The 21,886-nt window shown below is 63.5% G+C and carries 19 protein-coding genes; 11 read left to right on the top strand and 8 right to left on the bottom strand.

The window, feature by feature from the left end; all coding sequences use genetic code 11:
- Positions 1-260: 260 nt before the first annotated feature.
- Complete coding sequence (locus FJ039_10445) at positions 261-698, bottom strand: hypothetical protein (protein MBM4406579.1); 438 nt, start codon at positions 696-698, stop codon at positions 261-263.
- Between the two features lie 155 nt (positions 699-853).
- Between FJ039_10445 and FJ039_10440 the strand changes: the two genes are divergently transcribed.
- Positions 854-3,046 carry a hypothetical protein gene (locus FJ039_10440; GenBank protein ID MBM4406578.1) on the top strand — a complete coding sequence of 731 codons (2,193 nt, stop codon included), beginning with the start codon at positions 854-856 and terminating at the stop codon, positions 3,044-3,046.
- Here the strand turns inward: FJ039_10440 and FJ039_10435 are convergent.
- Positions 3,043-3,858 carry an aldo/keto reductase gene (locus tag FJ039_10435; protein MBM4406577.1) on the bottom strand — a complete coding sequence of 272 codons (816 nt, stop codon included), beginning with the start codon at positions 3,856-3,858 and terminating at the stop codon, positions 3,043-3,045. The genes FJ039_10440 and FJ039_10435 overlap by 4 nt on opposite strands.
- A gap of 46 nt (positions 3,859-3,904) precedes the next feature.
- Between FJ039_10435 and FJ039_10430 the strand changes: the two genes are divergently transcribed.
- Positions 3,905-4,399 (top strand): hypothetical protein, encoded by a 495-nt coding sequence (locus FJ039_10430; protein MBM4406576.1) that lies wholly within the window; start codon positions 3,905-3,907, stop codon positions 4,397-4,399.
- Here the strand turns inward: FJ039_10430 and ilvD are convergent.
- Positions 4,396-6,081: a dihydroxy-acid dehydratase gene (gene ilvD / locus FJ039_10425; protein ID MBM4406575.1), complete on the bottom strand. Its 1,686-nt coding sequence runs from the start codon at positions 6,079-6,081 to the stop codon at positions 4,396-4,398. The two genes, FJ039_10430 and ilvD, sit on opposite strands and share 4 nt — an antisense overlap.
- 170 nt (positions 6,082-6,251) lie before the next feature.
- Between ilvD and FJ039_10420 the strand changes: the two genes are divergently transcribed.
- The 4 genes from FJ039_10420 (at position 6,252) to FJ039_10405 (ending at position 10,034) form a co-directional block, all read left to right on the top strand.
- Positions 6,252-7,319 (top strand): hypothetical protein, encoded by a 1,068-nt coding sequence (locus FJ039_10420; GenBank protein MBM4406574.1) that lies wholly within the window; start codon positions 6,252-6,254, stop codon positions 7,317-7,319.
- A gap of 138 nt (positions 7,320-7,457) precedes the next feature.
- On the top strand, positions 7,458-7,832 hold the full coding sequence (locus FJ039_10415) for a hypothetical protein (protein MBM4406573.1): 375 nt from the start codon (positions 7,458-7,460) through the stop codon (positions 7,830-7,832).
- 14 nt (positions 7,833-7,846) lie between these two features.
- Complete coding sequence (locus FJ039_10410) at positions 7,847-9,370, top strand: YifB family Mg chelatase-like AAA ATPase (protein MBM4406572.1); 1,524 nt, start codon at positions 7,847-7,849, stop codon at positions 9,368-9,370.
- Positions 9,371-9,410: 40 nt separating this feature from the next.
- Positions 9,411-10,034 carry a hypothetical protein gene (locus tag FJ039_10405; protein MBM4406571.1) on the top strand — a complete coding sequence of 208 codons (624 nt, stop codon included), beginning with the start codon at positions 9,411-9,413 and terminating at the stop codon, positions 10,032-10,034.
- Between the two features lies 1 nt (position 10,035).
- Here the strand turns inward: FJ039_10405 and FJ039_10400 are convergent, their stop codons facing one another.
- Together FJ039_10400 and FJ039_10395 are read right to left on the bottom strand one after the other, a co-directional pair.
- Positions 10,036-11,004, bottom strand: a complete 969-nt coding sequence (locus FJ039_10400; protein MBM4406570.1) for a trypsin-like peptidase domain-containing protein — start codon at positions 11,002-11,004, stop codon at positions 10,036-10,038.
- Positions 11,005-11,028: 24 nt separating this feature from the next.
- A complete protein-coding gene (locus tag FJ039_10395) occupies positions 11,029-12,093 on the bottom strand; it encodes a Gfo/Idh/MocA family oxidoreductase (protein ID MBM4406569.1) in 1,065 nt (354 codons plus the stop codon).
- Between the two features lie 143 nt (positions 12,094-12,236).
- On the opposite strand from FJ039_10395, the gene FJ039_10390 reads away from it, so the two are divergent.
- The 3 genes from FJ039_10390 (at position 12,237) to FJ039_10380 (ending at position 16,820) form a co-directional block, all read left to right on the top strand.
- Complete coding sequence (locus FJ039_10390) at positions 12,237-13,448, top strand: LLM class flavin-dependent oxidoreductase (protein ID MBM4406568.1); 1,212 nt, start codon at positions 12,237-12,239, stop codon at positions 13,446-13,448.
- Between the two features lie 102 nt (positions 13,449-13,550).
- Complete coding sequence (locus FJ039_10385; protein MBM4406567.1) at positions 13,551-15,512, top strand: hypothetical protein; 1,962 nt, start codon at positions 13,551-13,553, stop codon at positions 15,510-15,512.
- Between the two features lie 114 nt (positions 15,513-15,626).
- Positions 15,627-16,820 carry an acyl-CoA dehydrogenase gene (locus FJ039_10380; GenBank protein ID MBM4406566.1) on the top strand — a complete coding sequence of 398 codons (1,194 nt, stop codon included), beginning with the start codon at positions 15,627-15,629 and terminating at the stop codon, positions 16,818-16,820.
- A gap of 1 nt (position 16,821) precedes the next feature.
- On the opposite strand, the gene FJ039_10375 is transcribed toward FJ039_10380, so the two are convergent.
- Both FJ039_10375 and FJ039_10370 read right to left on the bottom strand, forming a co-directional pair.
- On the bottom strand, positions 16,822-17,664 hold the full coding sequence (locus FJ039_10375) for an MBL fold metallo-hydrolase (protein ID MBM4406565.1): 843 nt from the start codon (positions 17,662-17,664) through the stop codon (positions 16,822-16,824).
- Positions 17,665-17,675: 11 nt separating this feature from the next.
- Complete coding sequence (locus FJ039_10370) at positions 17,676-18,644, bottom strand: phosphotriesterase-related protein (GenBank protein ID MBM4406564.1); 969 nt, start codon at positions 18,642-18,644, stop codon at positions 17,676-17,678.
- Between the two features lie 175 nt (positions 18,645-18,819).
- On the opposite strand from FJ039_10370, the gene FJ039_10365 reads away from it, so the two are divergent.
- Together FJ039_10365 and FJ039_10360 are read left to right on the top strand one after the other, a co-directional pair.
- Positions 18,820-20,115, top strand: a complete 1,296-nt coding sequence (locus tag FJ039_10365) for a citrate synthase (GenBank protein MBM4406563.1) — start codon at positions 18,820-18,822, stop codon at positions 20,113-20,115.
- Between the two features lie 216 nt (positions 20,116-20,331).
- Positions 20,332-20,643 carry a nuclear transport factor 2 family protein gene (locus tag FJ039_10360; GenBank protein MBM4406562.1) on the top strand — a complete coding sequence of 104 codons (312 nt, stop codon included), beginning with the start codon at positions 20,332-20,334 and terminating at the stop codon, positions 20,641-20,643.
- Here the strand turns inward: FJ039_10360 and mtaB are convergent.
- The coding region (mtaB, locus tag FJ039_10355; protein ID MBM4406561.1) for a tRNA (N(6)-L-threonylcarbamoyladenosine(37)-C(2))-methylthiotransferase MtaB at positions 20,640-21,886 on the bottom strand (1,247 nt) is incomplete at its 5' end. The genes FJ039_10360 and mtaB overlap by 4 nt on opposite strands.

The following is a 21,886-nucleotide window of genomic DNA, read 5'->3' as shown; positions in this document are numbered from 1 at the left end:
GGCGTCTCTTCAGCGCCATCGGCTACCTGCCACCAGCGGAGTATGAGGCCACCAACGGTGCTATACCGGCCCCGGCAAGAGCCGGGACTCAATAAACGAGCCCTCCATCAAACCCGGGGCGGTTCATACCATACATCACCAGGTGTTCCTGGCATTACGCAATTTCCCAGTCTACTTCATGTTAGATCCAGCCACCAACAATAGGCCAATCTTGGAAACCATTGTATCTGGAGCTGCCCTGTTCATATGCCGCCGAGGGTCTAGGATCCTGCCGAATCTTGGCTCTTGGGCAACCGACGCAAAAGTAGCCGAGTCACTTTAATGAAAGCCACAAAGGAAACACAGGAGATTGCTAACAGAACAAGATGCTGAGATGCAAGCTCGGTCAATGTTAAAGCTCCAGAGGCCCATTGATATAGGCCAGCAAACAGAATGATAAGCAATATTGGACTCTTGACCACCACACAGATCATGTATTGAGTACGAATGTTGGCCTTAGCTACGTCTATCAAGTCTTCCTTTTCCCCACTTTGCAGTAGTTCGCGAACTTGTGGGCGAAAAATCGCTCTGAACAACCACCCCGGAACGTGTCTTCCCTCTGCCAAAACGGCATAGGCAAGAAGTCCTCGGTAAGCAAAGAATAGCCCGATCGCACCCAAGGCCACTCCACCGAGTATCCAAGGAAAGACAGTTTCCATTGGCGCTTGACCACCCAAAGTTGGCTGTTGCTCTGTTCAAGCCTATCGCTAGACGGGTGCATTCTACCGGAGATGTGGTTCGAGGGCAGGTGGCAGGGGAACCTCGATAAAGGCAGGCCCTGACAAGGGCGGGGTTTTGGTGTACCCTTGCGCTGATGAATCGAGGGTCACGATTCATAGCGGTGCTTCGCGGTGTTGATTACTGGTTGGTGGCGGCGGTCGCGTTGGGAGCGTGGCTGCGCTTCGTCCGCCTGGGCGATTTCCACAACCCGTACTACACCGCAACGACGGCCTCCATGCTGGAGAGCCCGAAGAACTTCTTTTTCGGCTCCTTTGACCCGGGCGGAGTGGCGACGGTTGACAAGCCGCCCTTCGCCTTTTGGGTAGATGCCATCCCCGCTGCTATCTGGGGCGTCAAGGCGTGGACGGTGACGCTGCCCCAGGTGCTGATGGGCATCCTGGCCGTCCTTATCCTCTATCTCACCATCAAGCCGGCCTTCGGCCGCGTCGCCGCGCTGGTCGCCGCCTTCGTCCTCGCGGTCATCCCCGCGAGCGTGGTCATTGACAGCCGGAACGAGCCGGATGCGCTGCTTTCCTTCGCACTCTTGTTGGCGGCGGTCTGCATCGTGAAGGCAGTGCGGACGGACAGGCTCTTGTGGCTTGTTGCCTTTGCCTTCTGCATGGCGATTGCATTCAATGCCAAGATGCTCGTGGCGGTGGTGCCGCTGCCCGCCTTTCTGCTCTACTACACCCTGGCGGCGCGGCACCATGCGCGGGAGCTGGTGGGGAGGCTGGCGCTGGTCTCGTCGCTCGTGCTGGTGCTGGCCTTCTCCTGGGCCACGGCAGTGGCGCTGACGCCCAAGAGCGACCGGCCGTACATCGGCTCCACGCGCGATAACTCGATCTGGACGCTCATCTTTGAGTACAACGGCAGGAACCGTTTCAGGAACATGGGCGCTCCGGGCCCGGGGCCGCAGCCGGGAATCGGACAGCCGGGCTTTCAGCAACCTGGTCAGCCGCAGGGGCCTGGTCAGCAGCCGGGGCTCCAGCAGCCATTCCAACCGCCGCAGCCTGACCCGCCGCCGCAGCCTGGGTTCCAACAGCCGGGTGGTCCACCTCCCGGAGGACAGCAGCCGCAACCCGGCTTCCAGCAGCCCATCGGCCCGCCGCCGGGGCAAGGCGGAGCGCAACAGCCGCAGGGGCCAGGGCAACAGCGGCCCCCTGGACAGAATCAGCCTGGGCAGCAGCCCGCTCGAGGCACTCCGGGCCAGGCGCCGCAACCGGGCCAGCCCGGCGGCTTTCAACAGCCGGGCCAGCCGGTTAATCCGCAACCGGGCCAGCCGAGGGCGCGCAACGGCATCTTCGGCCTCTTCTTCGGACGGCTTGCGGCACAGCTTGCCTGGCTCTTGCCGCTCGGCATCTTCGCGGCGATGGTGGCCTTCACGAAGCTCTTCAGTGAAGGGGTCTACCGGCGGCCGGCGACCATCCTCGAGCACCTGAGAGAGACGCCTCCGGCGGCGCAAGGGTTGCTGTGGGCGGGCTGGTTCGCCACGGCGGTCATCGTCTTCGGTCTGGCGGACGCGACGACAACGCATCCCTACTATCTCGTGGGCCTCGCCGTTCCGCTTGCGGCGGTGTGCGGCATCGCGGTGGCGGCGCTGTTGGACCTGTACCGACGGGGCGGGCTTTTGGCCTGGCTTCTGCCTGGGGCACTGGCGGCGGTGGCTCTCTATCAGACGCTGGCGGCGCGCGGCTATGTTGAAGACTGGGTGGTGGCGCTGGCCTTTCTGACTGCACTGGCGGCAATCGTGCCTGCGGTGGTGGGGCTATGGCACAGGCTGAGCGATACGCCGCTGGCCAAAGGCTCGGCGCTGGCCTGCGCCTGCGCGGCGCTGATGATCCCTGCGGCGCTCGCCTACACGTCGAACGGGCAGATCGTCGGCCCCGGCGGGCCGAGGCCTCCAGGCCGACCCGCCGCGCCGAACCCTGAGGTGCAGCGGGTGGAGCGCGTGGCGAACTACATCAAGAGCCGGGGCGATGCCGGGTCGAAGTTCGTCGTGGGGGCCTTCAGCGCCCGCGAGGCGGCGCCCTTTATCATCGCGGACGTGTCGGCCGTCGCCATCGGCGGCTTTTCGGGGAACGACCCGATCTTCACGGTGGAGCGCTTCAAGGCGATGGTGGCGCGCGGGGAGCTGCGCTACATGCTGTTGGCCCAGGGCAACCCCGGCGCGCCGACGGGCGGGCAGGCGGTGCGGACGCAGATCTCCAACGAGATCCGGGGGCGGTGGGAAGACGTTTCGCTCCTGGCCGGCCTGCCGGGCGGGACGCTCTACCGGGTGAAGGACTAGGCGAAGGCCGTATCGAGGGCGGCGACCTGCTCCTTGGTGAGCGACCAGCCGGATGCGCCGCAGTTTTCTTCCACGCGCTCGACGCGGTTGGATTTGGGGATGGTGACGACACCGGGGCGCGAGAGGCACCAGTTGAGGACGACCTGGGCCGGTGTCTTCTTAGTCTCTTCCGCGATCTTCGCCAGGGTCTCCGTGGGGCCGTGGCGCGGGAGCAGCGGGCGCTTGGTAAGGGCGCCCCGGGCCAGGGGGCTATAGGCCATCACGGTGACGTTGGTCTGCCGGCAATAGGGGATAAGGTCGCGCTCGATCTCGCGGTCCATCAGGCTATAGAGCACCTGGTTGCAGACGATCTTGTGCTTGCGCATGGCGGCCTGGGCCGCCTGCTGCTCCCGGGGGGAGAAGTTGCTGACCCCGATGTAGCGGACCTTCCCGGCATCCGCCAGGTCTTCCATGGCGCGCATCGTCTCTTCTATGGGGACGCTGCTGTTGGGCCAGTGGAGCTGGTAGAGGTCTATGACGTCTGTCCCAAGGCGGCGGAGGCTGGCATCGCAGGCTTTGAGGAGGTCGGCGCGGCGCAGGTGGTCGCCGGAGACCTTAGTGGCGAGGAAGACCTTTTCGCGGAGGCCTTTCATCGCCTCACCGGTGATAGGCTCAGTGCCGTAGACCTCGGCTGTGTCCAGGAGGTTCGCGCCGAGCTCGATGGCTCGGCGGACCGGCTGGACGCCGCCGCGGTACTGCCACAGGCCTAGGCCCACCTCCGGTATCTTGACGCCTGTGCCGCCGAGTTCTCGGTAGAGCATATCGCCTCCCATCGCCGCTCAGTATACTGGCTCCTACGTCGCAACAAAGGCTAGAGCAGTGTCTGGGAAACGCATCCCCATCAATAGGCTGCGGGCAGGCGGGCGAGCCTATCCGCGCGGGATCAGCCTGGCCTCCACAAAGGCCGAGGCGCAGGCGCTGCTCCTGGTGGCGGAGCTGCTGGAATCGCGGGACGTTTCGCGATGGCTCTCCAGGCGCCTGGGCTTGCCGGAGGATAGCGTCATCGGGCCGCCCGCCGTTGAGACGGAGGGGGAGTTCGGCGATCTGGCGGCGCATGCGCCGGACGGCGCCTTGCGCGGCTGGATCCAGCTGCACCTTGGGAAGGCGTGGCGCGGCGAAGAGGGCAGGCGGCGCACGGTGCAGCGCGTGCCCGTCTACAGCATCGCGCTCACGAAGCGGCAGCGGCCGGACCTTTCCCTGGAGGAGATCGCCACGCACCTGGAAGGGGCCTATTGCGTGCTGGACGAAGAGGGTCGGCGGGCGGCGACGGCCTTCCGCGACTTTGTGGCGGCGGCGAAGGGCGGCGCGGCCTAGCCGGTGACGGCGCCCTGGGAGGCCGAGGAGACGAGCTTGGCGTACTTGGCCATGACGCCGCTGGTGTAGCGCGGCTTGGGAGCCATCCAGCCCTTCAACCGGGATTGCATCTCCGCCTCCGGGATTTCCACATCCAAGCGGCGGGCGTTGACATCGAAGGTGATCATATCGCCGGTGCGGACGGCGGCGATGGGGCCGCCGACGGCGGCTTCGGGCGCGACGTGGCCGGCCATGAGGCCGCGCGTTGCGCCTGAGAAGCGCCCGTCCGTGAGGAGGGCGACGGACTCGCCTAGGCCTTCGCCCACCAGGGCGGCGGTGACGCCGAGCATCTCGCGCATGCCGGGGCCGCCCTTGGGGCCTTCATAGCGGATGACCACTACATCGCCGGCCTGGATCTTCTTGGCCTGGACGGCGGCGAAGGCGTCTTCCTCCCGGTCGAAGACCTTGGCGGGGCCGCGGTGCTTCATCCGCTCGTGGCCCGCCACCTTCACCACACAGCCTTCCGGCGCCAGGTTGCCGTGAAGGATGACCAGCCCGCCCGATTTCTTGATGGGGTTCCCAAGGGGACGGACGACGGGCTGTCCCGGCGTCTCCTTGGCTTTGACCGCCTCCTCCGCGATGGTCTTGCCGGTGACGGTCATCTCGCTCTTGTGAAGGAGACCGGCATCCAGCAGGCGCTGGAGGACGAGGGCGACGCCGCCTGCCTCATGCAGGTCGTTGGCGACGTAGTTGCCGCCGGGCTTCATATCGGCGTAGAGGGGCGTGCGGTTGCTGACGGCATCGAAGTCGTCTATATGCAGCTCTATGCCCATCTCCTTGGCGATGGCGAGGAAGTGGAGGACGCCGTTGGTGGAGCCGCCCGTGGCTGCGATGGCGGCGATGGCGTTTTCGATGGACTTGCGGGTGATGATTGTGCTGGGGCGCAGGTCTTTCTTCAGGCACTCCACCGCCAGCTTGCCGACTTCGATGGAGACCTTGTCCTTATCCGGGTGCATCGCGGGGATATAGCCCACGCCCATGGGAGAGATGCCCATCGCCTCTATGGCCGTGGCCATGGTGTTGGCGGTGAACTGGCCGCCGCATGCGCCGGGGCCGGGGCAGGCCGCCTTTTCGATCTCCAGAAGGTCTTGGTAGGAGATCTTGCCCGCCGCGTGGGCGCCGATGCCTTCAAAGACGTCCTGGATCGTGATCTCCTTGCCGCGATAGATGCCGGGGGCGATGGAGCCGCCATAGTAGACGATGCCGGGGATATCGAGCCGGGCGAGGGCCATCACCGCGCCGGGTGTCGTCTTATCGCAGCCGGTGAGGGCGACGACGGCATCGAAGAGGTGGCCGCGGCAGACGAGCTCGATGGAGTCAGCTATGATTTCACGGCTGACGAGGGAGGCCTTCATCCCCTCGGTGCCCATGGAGATGCCGTCGGAGACGGCGACGGTGTTGAACTCCACAGGGACGCCGCCCGCCGCGCGGATGCCTTCTTTCACCTTTGCCGAAAGCCTGCGGAGGTGAAAGTTGCAGGGCATGACCTCGATCCAGGTGTTGGCCACGCCGATGATTGGCTTTTTGAAGTCGTCATCGCTAAAGCCGACGGAGCGGAGGTAGGAGCGGGCGGCGGCGCGGCTGGGCCCGTCCACAAGGAGTCCGCTCTTGTGCTTCAGGTTCGGCGGCGCAAGGGTGGTCATGGCAGGTTCCTTTGAAGGGAATGGGCGAAGGGAAAGGAGCCTTACCAGTGTACCTTCAGGAGGGCTTCAGTCAAGCCGGGAAGGAGAGAGGCGAAGGTGAGGAGCGCTTGGCCCCGTAGTGCTCTTCCAGATTGCGATACAATGGCCCGGTTTTCTAGGGGGCTTTCCTTTTGGCAAAGTGGACCATCGCTCGGCTCTCTCGGTCCGGCCTTGCGCAGCGCATAAGGGCGCCTGCTGAAGCCGGGCCGTATCAGACCTTGCTGGACGAGATTGTCGCGGGGCTGGGGCTTTCCTGGCCGCTCTTCATCGCACTCCTGCTGATCTTGCCGTACGTCTCCGCCGTTCTGATCGTCTGGGTGTCAATCGGGATTGACGAACTCCCGACCGGGGCCTGGCGAAATCTCGCTCTGCCTGGAGTGCTGATGGCTTACGTTGCCTTTGCCTACCGTGTGAACCTGCCTGCAAGAAAAAAAAGGCTGGAGGCCTTCCGCAAAGTGGTCCAGGCATCGGATGAGGAGTACAACGCCCTCATCCGGTCGGGATGTACGCTCCGCCGGAGCCATGAAGCCCTGGCGATAGCGGCCGGCGTCATCGTCGGGCTGTTTGTTATGAGCCCGTGGGATCCGGGGGAGAAGACCGCTCCTAGTTTCATCTGGACCCTGATATCGTTCACTGTGATGTTCGGGATGATCGGCTGGCTGATCTTTCAGGGCCTGGCGAACACCATGCTCATGACGGTGCTGCACAGGAAAAAGCTGAACATAGATATCTTGAACCCCGAGCCGGTGCAACCGATGGCGATCTGGAGCCTCCGTGTCGCCGTCGGCTTCTTCGGAGGCATCACCGTGAGCCTCATCTTCCTTTCCCGTGGCGACCTCCTTGAGCGGTCAACGCTTACCGTCTATTCGATACTGGGACTCGCGGCGCTCCTCGTCTTCTTTTTCACGCTGCGCAGCACGCACCGACAGATGGCATCGGTGAAGCAGCGTGAGGCGAAGCGGGCGCGGGAGCGCATACTCGCCTGCGCCGAGCGGCTGAAGCGGACCACCGACTCTAGTCAATCGGAAAGCGTCACCCGGCTGTCCGCGGAGCTATCGGCCTGGACGGTGTATGAGCGGCACATCTTGGAGGCCTCCTCCTGGCCGTTCAGCACCACGACGCTCCAGCGGCTGGCTCTGGCGACCATGACGCCAGCGCTGGTCTATGCAGCCAAGGTTGCGGCCAGTCTCTTCAAGTAAGCCGCTGAACTGGCAAACGCCCGGTTGATTGCCTTTGTGCCATCGGCATCTTGCCCTATCCTGCGCGCGCTCTGTACCATTCAGGCCAGATGTTCTAGTCGCGGCTCTATAGGACGGCGGACTGGGAAGGGATGGGATATGTGGAAGGGCGTGGTGATTCAGGAGAGTCTGGACGATGCGGCGCTGCTTGCGCAGGCGCAAGTCATTGGGACGCGGGAGTACGCCTTGGAGGGCACGCGCGATGGCCGGTCGCTCCACTTCCACAAAGTCATCGTGAGCGATGAGGAGAAGCATGGCTTCGTCGTCGCGGCGGCGCGGGCGGTCAAACAGGGGCCGTGGTACATCCACCTCTGCCGCGACGACCGCATCGTGGTGGTCTACAACGACCATATCTTCGAGTTCTCCATCAAGGACAAGCTGAAGCTGCAATCGGCGCAGAAGTACGGCGTGGTCGTCGGCATCCCCGAGGCCCAGCTCGACTTCGGCCACCTGGTGCAGAACCCCTACGGGTGAGTGAGGAGTCCGCGATGCTGGGCCAAGTGCGGAGCTGCGTTGTCACGGGGCTGGAAGGCTCCCTTGTTGATGTGGAGGCGATCGTCACCGGCGGCCTGCCGAAGGTGCTGATCGTGGGGATGACGGACGTCGCCATCCAGGAGGCCCGGGAGCGGGTGCGCGGCGCCATCAAGAACTCCGGCTTTCGATTCCCCGGCACGCGCGTCTCTGTCAATCTTGCCCCTGCCGATGTGCACAAGGAAGGCCCTGCCTTCGATCTGCCCATCGCCGTCGCCATCCTGGCCGCATCCAACCAGGTCCACGGCGACCTGCGTGACACGCTCCTCGTCGGCGAGCTCTCCATGGACGGCAGCCTGCGCCACACCCAGTCCATCCTTCCGATGGTCGCCGTGGCGGTGGAGCGCGGCGTGCGCAAAGTGATCGTCCCCGCCGTTGACGCGGCGGAGGCAGCCCTCATCGAGGGGGTCACGGTCTACCCTGCCGAGCGCCTGGGCGATGTGGTTGACCATGTTCACGGTCTGAAGCCGCTGTCCGCTGTCCCTCCGAGGCCCTTAAGCGATATCCGCTGCGTGCCGAGCAGCGCCCTCATAGACTTCGCGCACATCAAGGGGCAAGACCACGGCAAGCGCGCCCTGGAGTTGGCGGCAAGCGGCGGCCACAACATCCTGATGGTAGGGCCGCCGGGCAGCGGCAAGACGCTCATGGCCCGGGCGCTCCCGGGCATCTTGCCCGCTCTGACACCCCAGGAGGCCCTGGAGGTGACCAAGCTCTACAGCATCGCGGGGCTGCTTCCGCCGGATATGCCGCTGGTGACCCAGCGGCCGTTCCGAGCGCCGCACTACACTATCAGCAATGCGGCGCTCGTGGGCGGAGGGAAGATACCACGGCCTGGGGAGATCACCCTGAGCCATCGCGGCGTTCTCTTTCTCGACGAACTGCCGGAGTTCGGGCAGGCGACGCTGGAGGTGCTGCGACAGCCCTTGGAGGACAAGGTCGTGACCATCAGCCGCGTCAACGGCACGGTGACGTACCCGACGAACCTCATCATGGTGGGGGCGATGAACCCGTGCCCCTGCGGCTTCCACGGCGACCCGGTGCGCGAATGCACCTGCTCGCCGGTGAGCGTCTCCCGGTACCAGCGGCGCATCAGCGGGCCTCTGCTCGATAGGATTGATCTTTTTGTCCAGGTGCCCCGAGTGGAGTACGAAAAGCTCGTCTCGGACGCGCCTGCGGAGTCGTCGGAGGCGATACGCCAGCGGGTGGAGGCGGCCCGGGCGCGCCAGCGGACGCGCTTTGCGGGGACGGCGTGCCTCACCAACGCCGATATGTCGCCGGTGGAGGCGCGCCAGCACTGCACGCTGGACGAGGCAGGCCAGCGGCTCATCCAGGCGGCGATGGAGCGGTTCAATCTTTCGGCACGCGCCTTCCACCGGGTGCTGAAGCTCTGCCGCACCATCGCCGATGTGGCGGGTGAGGAGGGCATCTCTGCCGCGCATGTGGCGGAGGCGCTGCAGTACCGGGCGAGGGGGCTGGGGTAGGGCGCTCTCGATTGGCACGGTGACGTACAATGACTGCATCATGTCTACGGCACTCGCCCGCGCCACCTACGGCCTCATCACGGAAGACCTTCCGAAGATGCTTCTCGGCCAGGGCGACCTGCCCGCCGCCTACCGCCAGTTCCGCCCGGTACGGGAGAGCGCCTTGGACAACCACTTCATGGCCTCCCACGGCTTCCCCGGCAACACGGCGGCGAGCCTGCGGAAGATCGGCCGCATCACAGGGCACGTCAAGGAGTTCGGCAATCCCCTCGCGGCTAACGCGCTCTCCATCGGCACGGATGTCGCCATCGCCACCGTTGTCCACCTGTTCGACGACCATGACGGCGTGGCGCGGTGGATGAGCGATATCTTCATCAAGCAGTTCGTCGAGCACATCGGCTCTGAGTACGATACGAGCCGGAAGCTCCTTGCGGCGGAGCCCTATGAGCCCCAGGGCTTCACGGATATCTCGGCCGGCATGGTGGCCGTTGAGCAGGGGCCCATCGGCACGATCAGTTCCACGATCATTGACTTCCGCATCGGCCGGGTGATGGGCGTGGCCTATGTGGTGGCCCTGGGCAAGGTGGAGCGCAAAACCGTGGTGCGCGAAGTGGCGCTCAGCCTGGAGAAGCGCATCGTCCGCGTCACCCTCGGCGCTGCCTAACCTATCGCTGCGCTCCTGCCTTCAGCTGCTCGAGCACGTCCATGATCTCGTCGGAGACGATGCCTCGCGCCAGGCCGATCCCTGACCCGCTGGACGTGACGTTGATCGTTTGGACGATGCTCACGATCTTCCCGCCTGCATCGAAGACCGGGGAGCCGCTGCCTCCCTGCGCTGTGGCCGCGTCATACTGCATTACGCGCCCCACCGGCGGCGGCTGCGTGGTATCCAGCACGTAGCGCGAGATGACGCCCTGGGTGATGACCGGCGCGCCCGTTGTCCCTTGGGGATAGCCCACGGCAAAGATGATCTCTCCCGCCCCGTCCAGGGCTGTTCTGCGAAAGCTCTGGGCCGCGACAGGCGTCCCCGGCTCGCTCTCCAGGCGAAGGATAGCGATATCCATGTTCCTGTCCCATCCGGTGAGCGTTGCTCGGCGAGTGATGCGCTGGCTGTCTAATTCCACCGAGATAAGGGACCCTTGCCTGGGCAGGCCGTTCGTATCCAGCACCACGTGGGCGGCGGTGATGACATACCGATCGCCGATGTACACGCCGCTGCCGACCGCCCCGTTCGTGCTGATCCGCGCGATGGCGGCGCGCACCTGGCCATAAATGGCCGCCGCAGAAGGCTGAGGCGTGGCGGTTGGCACGGGCGTGGCGGTTGGCGGAAAGGTGGGGAAGACGATGGGCGTCGGCGTGGGGATGGGCGTCGGGAATGGAGGGAAAGTAGGAAAGACGATGGGCGTGGCGGTAGGGATGGAGGCGATGGCCAGGCGGATCTTCGCATCAACGGTCGCCTGGACGGGGTCTATCGTAGGCGTGGGCGTAGGCCGTGGCGTTCCGGGCAGCCCCTCGTCTTCGTCGCCGCCGCAAGCCGCCAGCGCGAGGCAGAGCGCCGTAGCGACCAGAAGAGTGCGGGCGGCTCTTCCGCAGCCATCGGCGTTGTCTGCAGTCTTCTGCGCGCGAAGGGTCATAGTGGTGAAGAGAACGTCGTCCCCTTACGGAGCGATTTCCACCCATCTACCCTCGCGCTGCGATTGCCGCGCCGCGTCAATCACCTGCTGGCTCCGCCAGCCGTCGTAGAAGCTCGGGGCGATGTGGCGCTCTTGCTGGATGGCCTCCACGATCAGGCGCGTCCAGGCCAGGAAGGGCGCGTAATGGGGGTCCGTCACGCCCGTGGGCATCGGCAGGGTGGCCGTTGGGATGAGCTCTAGCTTGCGCTCGCCCTTTTTCGCGCCGAACAGCTTGTCGCCCTCCAGCGCCAAGGTCCCCTCCATCCCGTAGGCCTCCAGGCGCATACCTGCGCCGCCCGCGGCGATGGCCGCGCCTGAAAGAAAGGCGCCCATCGCGCCGCTGGCGAAGCGGAAGAGGAGGAAGAACGTATCGTCAACGTCCGTTCGGATTGTGCTGCCGTCTATCAGGCGGTGGTCCTTCACATAGGTATCCAATTGAGCGCTGACGCGGGTGATTTCACCGAAAAGGAAGCGGAGCATGTCAATCGTGTGCGATCCCGAGGCGCCGATCCAGCCGCCGCCGGACTTCGCCTCGTACCACCAGCGCGCCGTTCTTCCCTCGTTCGCGTAGACAAAGTTTCCAAAGGTGGTGACATGGGCATGCATGATTTTGCCGATCTCGCCCTCCTGGATACGGCGGCGCATCTCTAGCCGCGCCGGCACCGTGCGGAACTCGTAGTTTGTCAGGTGGAGGACGCCTCGCTTCTTGGCCGCCTCCAGCATGGCGAAGCCCTGGCGCTCGTCCAGCGCGAAGGGCTTATCGCAGAGGACGTGCTTGCCCGCCGCGATGGCCGCCATGGACCCTTCGTAGTGGAGGTGGGGCGGCGTGGCGACGCACACCAGATGAACATCAGGGAGCTCTGCAAGCTCCCGCGCGGAGGTCACGGCGTGAGGGATGCCGAAGCGCTGGGCGACCTGCTCAGCGCGAGCCTTGCTGCTGCTGCAGACTGCTGTCACACGTACTCCGGGCGTTTGCAACCAGACGGGGACCTGCACCCGCACGCCGAAGCCGGTGCCGATGACGCCGATGCCGATTGGCTTCCCTGTCATACCCGCTCCTTGCGCCGTGCGGCTTGCGCCTCCAGCGGCGGCCACCGCATTATACGGGCCTTCAGACTCCTGATTCGCAAGATGCCTCTTCAATCGGTAGAATAGCCCACACGTGGAGTTGGACCCTTCAGGAGACCCCGCCTGTGCATCTGATGTATTTCACGGAGCAGCCCTTTTCGTCCTTCCCGGAGGATGCCGCGCGCGATTTCGGCCAGACCACGCTGCTCTTCTCCAACCGCTACTTCGATGCCGAGGTTGCCAGCCGCCTCTACAACGAGCGGCTTGAGGAGTACCTCTATGCTGAGGAGTGCGGCGTGGACGGCATCATGCTGAACGAGCACCACAACGCCCCCTTCTGCATGCAGGCCAAGATCCACATCTTCGCCTCCATCCTTGCCGCCGCCACCAAGCGCGTGAAGATCGTTCTTTTGGGCAACCCCCTGCCCGTCAGCGATAACCCCGTGCGCATCGCGGAAGAGCTTGCGATGATAGACCTCATCTCTAAAGGGCGCATCGTCAGCGGCTTCGTCCGCGGCGGCGGGGTTGAAGCCCTGGCCACCAACACCAACCCCGTCTACAACCGCGATCGCTTTGTGGAGGCCCACGACCTCATCCTCAAGACGTGGACCACTCCCGGCCCCTTCCGCTGGGAGGGCGAGCACTACCAGATGCGTGTCGTCAACCCATGGGTGCTGCCCATGCAGCGGCCCTTCCCGCGCGTCTGGATACCCGGCATCTCCAGCAAAGAGACCATCGTCTTTGCTGCGGAGCGCGCCTATCCCTATATCGCCCTCAACACCACCATTGATGACACCCTGGCTATCTGGAAGATTTACGATCAGGCCGCCAAGGCCGCAGGCTACCAGGCCGGGCCGGAGCACCGGGGCTACCTTAGCAGGTGTCAGGTGGCGGAGACGGAAGAAAAGGCGATGGCGCTGGCCAGGCAGTTCCTTTGGATGCAAGGCGAGTATTCGATGAGCAATCCCGCGTGGGTCATGCCGTCTGGCTACCTGGGCGCGTGGGCCCGGCGCACCGTTGCCCAGCAGCATGCCCCCGCTGGAAAGCGCACCTTCGCCAGCTTTGAGCAGCAGCTTGCCAGCGGCCAGCTTATCGCGGGGACGCCCAGCCAGGTCGTCGCCAAGTTGCGCGTGGTCCTGGAAAAGGCGCGCCCCTCCGTCCTGGCCCTTTGGGGAAACGATGGGCGCGTAAGCCACCAAGACTCCATGACCTGCATCCGGCTCTTGGGCCAAGAGGTCATGCCCGCCCTCCGCGAAATCGGCAAGAGCCTTGGCTTAGACAGCCCCTTTGAGAAGAACTCGCCTGTCAGCCTGAGCCACGCTGGCTCCGTGACATAACTAGCGACGGCCTGATATGCATAGATAGTGCATAGATAGGAAATTCGAAAGGGGGTGGTAGCCTAGGCCTACCATCGCCAGCTAGCGGGGAGAGAGGCCACAATGATTATCGTTCGCCGCATCCTTGCCGTTCTGCTTGCCGTTATCTTCATCGCCCTTTTCACCGTAAGCCTCGTCCTCAGCCGGGTCAACGGGACTATCGGCAGTCCTGATTTCATCTCCAAGCAGCTCCGCGATGCGAACGTCTATACCTGGATCTATGACGACCTCGCCCCTGCAGCCATCGAAGAGGCCCAAACCGATAACGCGGACCTGAAGATTGACCTCACCAAGATAAGTCCTGACTTGATCGCCGTCACGCGCGCGCTTCTGCCCCCGGATTGGCTCCGGCAATACACAGAAGAGACCCTTGACCAGACCATCCCCTATTTCTTCGGTCGAGAGGACCACTTCGAGATCGTCGTCCCGCTGAAAGACCGTCTCCGCGATTCCATCCCTACCGTGAAGGCGGCGCTCAAGAGCGATCGCATCGCCGCCGCCATCTATGACGATGTGGTCACGGACATGGTGGACGAAGCGCTGAAGGATAAGACCATCCCCTTCGGTCTGACCTTCACCACAGCCGAAATCGTGGAGACGATTAAAAAGATCGCCCCGCCCGACTATGTCCAGGGGCAGATGGCCAATGCCGCTGACGCTGTCTTCCCCTACCTTGCGGGAGACAAGGAAACCTTCGTCGTTCGCGTAGACCTCAGCAGCCGGGCCGACCCGGCGGCGCGTGAAGTGAAGGCGCTCATCGCGAAGAAGGACCTTACCACCTTCGTCTTCGACCAGGTGATAGCGCCGACGGTGCGCTCCAGCATCGGCACGAACCTTCGCGTTCCCTTCAACCTCGTCGTCACCAGCGCCGATGTTGACCGCATCATCCGTGAGACGCTCCCCCGCGATTGGGTACAGCTCCAGGTGAACAACCTGGTGGACGAAAGCGTCAATTACCTGGTGGGCAAGAAGCCATCCTTCTCCCTTACGATTCCCCTTGCCGACCGCCAGCAGGCTGCCCTCGATTCAGTAGGACGCCTCATGGACCAGAAACTCGCCGATGCCTACACCTCGGCTCGCCTTTGCACAGCGCAGGAAATCGCGACGCTGAATCCCCTCACCTTCGTCAACACCGGCATCCCTTGCCGCTATCCGAATTTCTCCATAGAGCAGGTCAAAGCCCTGGCCGGACTGGTGAACTACCAGGCCGAGGTAGCGCGCATCGTTGATAACGCCCTGCCCAACTCCTACGTCTTTTCCGAAGCCGACCTGCGCAGGGCCTTCGGCGCCGATCAGTCCCAGCAGTTCGACGACCTGCGCCGCTACCTAACCACCGGCGTTGATTTCGACCAGGCCGATTTCGAGGAAATCATCGCCAAGGACGATTACACCGGCCGCACGCCCTGGGATCAGCTCTCCGCCGCCGCCAAAAAGCAGGAAGTGGAGCGGAGCGAGACCGTTAAGGACTTCCGCAAGCTTCGCGATCGCATCAAGCGCAACTTCACCTATACGGATGCAGACTACCGGAGGTTCCTCGACGATCGGACAAACGCTGACTTCACCTCAAGCGACCTGGATGATGCCCGGGATGCTTTGGGAATGATCGGATTGTGGAAATGGATATTCCTCGGCTCCCTCGTCATCCTGGTTCTTGTCGGCCTTCTGGGCGGCCGCCGGAACTGGAGCAAGATGCTCTGGTCGGCGAGCGTCCTCTTCGTTGCCGCTCTGCTCATCCTCATCGCGGCAAAGCCGATTTGGAATGCGCAGGCGGGAGATCGAGCTGCAAGGGAGCTCCAAGAGGAGATAGATAAGTCCGATACCACCAAGCTGGAAAGAGTCATCATGACCAAGGGCAAGGAGATCGCGGTCAGCTCCCTTGACGATGCGGGCGGCAAGGTCGTCTTGGTCGGCGTCCTTAGCCTCGTCATCAGCGTGGCCGCCGGGACCGCCGCTCTCGTTGTCCTCCAGCGGAGAGATAGGCCGAAAGGCCCCAAGCCGCCTGAGGCGTCGCCAGCCGCGAAATAGGTCGCACGCCATTACGCGCCCCATTCGCCATACGCCGCGCCTGCGCTTGGTACAATAGCCCGCGTCACGCCTGCGCTTGCACTGGTTCGTCGCCCGGCGTGAGAGGAGGCCGTCGTGGACTTTCGCTTTACCCCTCAGCAAGAGGCCTTTCGCAAGGAGATTCGCGACTTCCTGAAGCAAGAGCTGCCCCCCGGATGGGTTGAGCGCGAAGTGGACCTGGACGATGATGACGGCAGCAAGGACAAGTTCGCCCAACAGCTAGCGAAAAAGATGGGTCAGAAGGGCTGGGTCACCGGCCCGTGGCCCAAGAAGTATGGCGGCCTCGGCTGGACCACCCTGGAGCAGGTCATCTACACGGAAGAGATGACCCTCCACAAAGTCCCGCGCCCCTACATCAACGATGCCGGCGTCTCCAACGTCGGCCCCACCCTTGCCATCTACGCCAGTGAGGCGCAAAAGACCAAATGGCTCCCCGGCATCGCCAAGGCCGACGAGCGCTGGTGCCAGCTCTTCAGCGAGCCCAATGCCGGCTCCGATCTCGCGGGCCTGGAGACGACCGCCCTCGAGGACGGCGACGACTTTGTGGTGAACGGCACCAAGATCTGGACCTCCATGGCCCACAAGGCCCAATGGGGCGCCATGCTCGCCCGCACGGACCCCAAGGCGCCCAAGCACAAAGGCATCAGCTACATCATCGTGGACATGAAATCGCCCGGCATCACCTTCCGTCCCCTCATCAACATCTGTGATGTCTACTCCTTCAACATCGTCCACCTGGATAACGTGCGTGTCCCCAAGTCCAACCTCATCGGCGAAAAGAACCGCGGCTGGTACTCCGGCGCGACGACCCTGAACCTGGAGCGCTCCTTCGTCCGGCACGCCCTCATCGGCAAGCAGTACATGGATGAGGTGCTTGCCTTTGTGAGGAGCCAGCCGGGCGGCATAGACTTCCTGGCCCGCAACGCGAGCCTGCGCCACAAGATCGCCCAGATCTACACGGAGCTCCACTGCGGCCGGTGGATCGCCTATCGCGTCGCCTGGCTCCAGAGCAAGGGCGCGCCGCCCTCCTACGAATCGTCCGTCTCCAAGCTCTTCAACGGTGAGATGACGCAGCGCATGGTGGCCTTGGTGATGGATATCCTGGGCCTCTACGGCCAGGTTAAGGAGCACTCCAAGTATGCCGTCCTGAGGGGCAAGGCCCAGCAGCTCTACCTGGCCCAGCGAGCCATCACCATCGGCGGCGGCACTTCGGAGATCCAGCGCGGGCTCATCGCGCGGCGCGGCCTTGGCCTAGGACAGGGCGCGTAGGCTAGAGCCGCTCCAGGGGTCGCAGCTTCAGCCGTCCGTCCCCTCGCGGCTCTAGATATCCGGCCTTCTGCTCCTGCTCGTGGTCAAAGATGACCAGCCACTGCTCGCGCAGGGCCTGGTCCAACAGCACTCGCTTCTGCTTCAGGACCTCCACCGGGTAGAGGTCAAAGCCCTGGGAGTACGGCAGCGGCAGATGCGCCACCGTGGGGATCAGGTCTCCAAAGAAACAGGCCTTCCGTCCGCCCACATCGAGGACGACAATCTGGTGCCCCGCTGTGTGCCCGCCGGTCTTTTTGCACCAAAGCCCCGGCACGATTTCCGTATCGCCGTCCAATAGCTCAAGCTGATTGTTGCGCTTCAGCGGCTCGATGTCCTCTTCGAAATACCCGGCGGCATTCCGCTCGTTGGGATGGGTTGCCTCTTCCCAGTCCTCACGCTGCACCAAGTGCTGTGCCTTGGAGAAAGTGACGGCCAGCACCTCGGTTCCCGTGCGGTGCGTGGCGCCCCCGGCATGGTCAAAGTGGAGGTGGCTCAAGATGACATAGTCAATATCGGCGGGAGTGAGGCCGCGGGCGTGCAAGTCTTCGGTGAGCCGGCCTGCCTCCATAGCGAAATTGTTCCGCCGCTTCTCCGGGTGCTTGGTGCCCACCCCCGTGTCCACGATGATGCGCTTCCCGCCGATCTTGATGAGCGGGCAGTTCAGGCCAACCGCCACCCGGTTTCGCTCGTCCGGCTGCATGGAGCGCTCCCAGAGGATCTTGGGCACAACGCCGAAGAAGGCTCCCCCATCGAAGCGCATCGTCCCGTCGCTCAGCATCTCAATGGTCACATCGCCTACCTGCATCGCCGCTCCTCTTATGATGCCTTCGCGGGCGCTTCGAAGAGCTTCCGTGGGTTTTCTGCCAACATCTGGCTAATCGTCTTATCGCCCACTCCGGCCCGGCGCATCATCGGCAGGAACTCCCGGATCAAGTAGCTGTGGCGGTTCGCCCACACGCGGTCCATCCGCGCCTTGATACGCTCGTACGGCGCGCCGACGATACAGCAGTACGAGTCCTGGGAGAGCAGGATGCGGTCCGCATACCCAAGCTCCAGGAGCTTCATCAGCCGCTCCAGTCGCGCTTCATCGCTATCGGCCTCGATGGACCCTATCTGGTCGAAGCCGATGGAGCAGCCCGTGTCCATGATTCTGCGCAGGTAGGTAAGGTCTTTGGAGAAACAGCAATGCCCGATCACGATCTTCCTCGGCGAGAGCCCTTCCCGCATCATGATCTGCGCCTGTTCCACGCCCATCGTCCCGTGCGTCGTATGCGTCACCACGGGCGCGCCGGTGGTCAGGGCCGCCTTCGCCGCTGCGCGGAAGGCTCGCGTCTCGTTCTCGGTCACCGTTCCTTCGCCCGTTGCCGCCTTGATGATGCCCGCCTTTACGCCGCTATCCGGCAGGCCCTTCGTCAGGTCGTGTACATACACAGCGGCTATCTCTGTCGCCGAGCGCACCTTGAAGTAGGGCGGCATGGAGCGCGTCTCCGCATCCAGGCCCGTTGAGATGATGAGATTGATCCCTGACCGGCTGGACACCTCTGCGTGGAACTCCGGGTCCCGGCCCAGCCCCATGGGCAGAGGGTCAATCACCGTGGAGACGCCCAGCTCCTTGAGTTCCTGCATGTCCTGGATGGAGCGCCGGATGGCATCCTTCCGGTCGTACCCGCTATAGGGATCCATCTCCCAGCCCAGCCAGGCGATCTTTAGATGCTCATGGTAGAGCGTGGTGCCCAGCTGGCTTGACGGGATGGGGCCCAGGACGGTGTTGACGACTGCGGACATCTAACTCCCCGAGGTGTGGCTGGCAGCGCCAAGGTGTGACTGGCGGCGATTATAGCGCATGACTGGAGGCACAATGCCTGGGAAGCGTATTGCCATCGAAGCGGTAAACGGCTAGACTAACACGCGGTTTGAGCGTCTGCGGTAAGCGCGGCGTCTCAGCGAGGAAAACACGACGATGGCCTCCAACGACCTTACCGTTGTCGATAATCGAACCGGCAAGACCTACACCATCCCCATCGAGAACGGCACCATCCGGGCCATTGACCTCCGCCAGATCAAGAACAGCGAAGACGATTTCGGCCTCCTGAGCTACGATCCCGCCTTCGAAAATACCGCCTCCTGCAAGAGCTCCATCACCTACATTGACGGCGATCAGGGGCTCCTTTGGTATCGCGGCTACCCCATCGAAGACCTCGCCGAAAAGTGCACTTACACTGAGGTCGCCTACCTTCTGGTCCACGGCTCCCTTCCCACCAAGAAGCAGCTCGACGACTGGAACTTCAATGTCACGCACCACACCCTGATCCATGAGAACATCCGCAAGATCATGGACGGCTTCCACTATGACGCCCACCCCATGGGCATGCTTATCAGCACCGTGGCCGCCCTCTCCACCTTCTACCCGGACGCCAAGAACATCCTGAGCCAGACCTCCCGGGAGCTCCAGATCTACCGCGGCATCGCCAAGATGCCCACCTTGGCCGCCTTCGCCTACCGCAAGCGCGCTGGCCTCCACTACGTCTATCCGGATAACGACCTTAGCTATGTCGGCAACTTCATGAACATGCTCTTCAAGATGGCCGAGATCAAATACCGCCCCAACCCGGTCATCGAGCGCGCCCTGGACATCCTCTTCATCCTCCACGCCGACCACGAGCAGAACTGCAGCACCAACGCCATGCGGAGCATCGGCAGCTCCCAGCCTGATCCCTACTCCTCCCTCGCGGGCGCCATCGCCGCTCTCTACGGCCCTCTCCACGGCGGCGCCAACGAGGCCGCCCTCCGTATGCTGGAGCGCATCGGCAGCAAGGAGAAGGTCTGGGACTTCATCAAAGGAGTCAAGAACGGCCAGGAGCGCCTGATGGGCTTCGGCCACCGCGTCTACAAGAACTACGACCCGCGCGCCAAGATCATCCGGCGCACCGCCGAGCAAGTCTTTGAGGAGACGGGCCGCAACCCCCTGATTGATATCGCCATCGAGCTCGAGCGCATCGCGCTCCAGGACGATTACTTCGTCAAGCGCAAGCTCTATCCCAACGTGGACTTCTATTCGGGCATCATCTACCAGGCCATCGGCTTCAACGTGGATATGTACCCGGTGCTCTTCGCCATCCCGCGCACCTCCGGCTGGCTCGCCCAGTGGAACGAGATGCTGAACGATAAGGCTCAGCGTATCGCCCGCCCCCGCCAGATCTACACCGGCGAAGAGAAGCGCGAGATCATCCCCATCGAAAAGCGCCACGCGAAGTAAGCTGCCGCTCCTCTCGGGCGTCTCCTCTCACTTCCTCATCCGTCCAAGGCAAGGGCGCGCGCATGATCCGCTTGGCGCTCTGTTGCGTTCCTTTGCTAGAATCGTGCCCAAAATCTCGGAGGGAGTCAGATGGAGAAGTCAAAGGAGATAGCTGCGATTATTTCCGGCTAATTTAAGGCTGCTGAGAAGGGCGACGGCACGTATGCCTTGGCGAACATGTCGCTCAAGCCATCCACCCTCCTGGTCGGTACCGACCCCAAGGAGTGGTTCCGCGGCAAGACGGCGGCGAAATTCCTGAGCGATGAGGCGGCGACGATGGGTGGCAAGATTAAGGTGAAAGTTGGCAAGGTGGAAGCATACAAAGAAGGCTCTGTCGGCTGGGGCATCGCAAATCCAACCATCACACTGCCTAACGGGAAAGACTTCCAGCCCAGGTGGAGCGCCGTTCTTCGCAAAGAGACGGGCAGATGGAAGATCGTGCAGATTCACGCCTCTGTAGGCGTCCCCAACGAGCAGCTTCTCGCTTAAACCTCGCCTAGCTCGCACCAGAGTCCGTCATCATCCGCGCTTGTGATGCGCGCCTCCGTCACCTGGTTCGCCAGCGTGCGCGCATTGCGCGTTCGCACGTCCACGTAGTTCTCCGAATGCCCTCGCCATATCCGGGCGCCGCTGCCTGTAGCCTTGCCCTCCCATAGGACCCTGACCCGCTTGCCCACCATTCCTTGGCGGTAGGCCTCCCTCGCCTCGTCGGCCACTTTGAGCATCCGCAGCTCTCGGGCGGCCTTCACGTCATCCGCCACCTGGCCCGGAAGGAAGGCCGCGCTGGTCCCAGGCCGCTTCGAGTAGGGGAAGACGTGCATCGCGGCGAACCCCATCGCTGCGGCGAAGCGCAGGCTCTCCTCGAACGCCGTGTCGCTCTCTCCAGGGAATCCTACGATGATATCCGTTGTGATGGCGATATCCGGGACGGCCGATCGCAGCTGTTCCACCGCCTTCGCATACGTCGCCGTGTCGTAGCGGCGACGCATCCTCTTGAGGACGCCGTTGCTCCCTGCCTGCAGCGGCATGTGGACGTGGGGACAGAGCCGCCCTTGCGCACAAAGCTCGATAAGCCCGGGGCTGATCTCCTGCGGCTGGAGCGACGACATCCGCAGTCGCTCGATGGCCGTTTCGTCCAGGATGCGCCGGATCAGCGTCTCGTACCAAGGGATATCGGCCGGATTCGGCCCAGACTCGAACCCGTAGGAGCCCAGCTGTGTCCCGGTCAGCACAACCTCGCGATAGCCTTCGCTCACCCGCTCTTTCACCTGAGCGATAAGCCGCTCCATCGGCATGCTACGCTCCAGCCCTCGCGTCTTCGGCACGATGCAGTAGGCGCAGACCTGGTTGCATCCCTCTTGAATCTTGACGAAGGCTCGCGTCCGTCCATTGGTGTATGGCCTTGCGCCCGCTTCTTGGGAGGACGCTGAGATCGCCCCTCTTTCTCCTGGAGGGACGGGATAAGAGCGCGGGGTCTTCTTAGTTTCTGCAAGCAGATCTGCCAGCCGCATCTTCTCCGCGTTGCCCACCACCATCGCCACCTCAGGCATCCTCTGCAGGTCTCCCGGCGCGCGCTGGGCATAGCACCCGGTGGCGATGACCTGTGCGCCGGGGTTGATCCGGTGCGCCCGCCGCAGCATCTGCCGCGACTTCCTGTCCGCGATGCTCGTCACCGTGCAGGTGTTCAGGATAAAGATATCGGCGGGCTGGTCCGCCTCCACGATCGTGTAGC

Source organism: Chloroflexota bacterium (genome assembly GCA_016875535.1).
Classification (GTDB): domain Bacteria; phylum Chloroflexota; class Dehalococcoidia; order SHYB01; family SHYB01; genus VGPF01.
The sequence above is the reverse complement of the archived record's forward strand: the minus strand, read 5'-3'. Positions and strand labels throughout refer to the sequence as shown.

Bases quoted from the DNA above. Each gene is read 5' to 3' on its own strand.
- FJ039_10365 (MBM4406563.1), top strand. From the start codon at position 18,820: ATGGCCTCCAACGACCTTACCGTTGTCGATAATCGAACCGGCAAGACC.
- FJ039_10435 (MBM4406577.1), bottom strand. From the start codon at position 3,858: ATGGGAGGCGATATGCTCTACCGAGAACTCGGCGGCACAGGCGTCAAG.
- FJ039_10440 (MBM4406578.1), top strand. From the start codon at position 854: ATGAATCGAGGGTCACGATTCATAGCGGTGCTTCGCGGTGTTGATTAC.
- FJ039_10445 (MBM4406579.1), bottom strand. From the start codon at position 698: ATGGAAACTGTCTTTCCTTGGATACTCGGTGGAGTGGCCTTGGGTGCG.
- FJ039_10370 (MBM4406564.1), bottom strand. From the start codon at position 18,644: ATGTCCGCAGTCGTCAACACCGTCCTGGGCCCCATCCCGTCAAGCCAG.
- FJ039_10410 (MBM4406572.1), top strand. From the start codon at position 7,847: ATGCTGGGCCAAGTGCGGAGCTGCGTTGTCACGGGGCTGGAAGGCTCC.
- FJ039_10395 (MBM4406569.1), bottom strand. From the start codon at position 12,093: ATGACAGGGAAGCCAATCGGCATCGGCGTCATCGGCACCGGCTTCGGC.
- FJ039_10400 (MBM4406570.1), bottom strand. From the start codon at position 11,004: ATGACCCTTCGCGCGCAGAAGACTGCAGACAACGCCGATGGCTGCGGA.
- FJ039_10415 (MBM4406573.1), top strand. From the start codon at position 7,458: ATGTGGAAGGGCGTGGTGATTCAGGAGAGTCTGGACGATGCGGCGCTG.
- FJ039_10405 (MBM4406571.1), top strand. From the start codon at position 9,411: ATGTCTACGGCACTCGCCCGCGCCACCTACGGCCTCATCACGGAAGAC.
- FJ039_10375 (MBM4406565.1), bottom strand. From the start codon at position 17,664: ATGCAGGTAGGCGATGTGACCATTGAGATGCTGAGCGACGGGACGATG.
- FJ039_10385 (MBM4406567.1), top strand. From the start codon at position 13,551: ATGATTATCGTTCGCCGCATCCTTGCCGTTCTGCTTGCCGTTATCTTC.
- ilvD (MBM4406575.1), bottom strand. From the start codon at position 6,081: ATGACCACCCTTGCGCCGCCGAACCTGAAGCACAAGAGCGGACTCCTT.
- FJ039_10360 (MBM4406562.1), top strand. From the start codon at position 20,332: ATGTCGCTCAAGCCATCCACCCTCCTGGTCGGTACCGACCCCAAGGAG.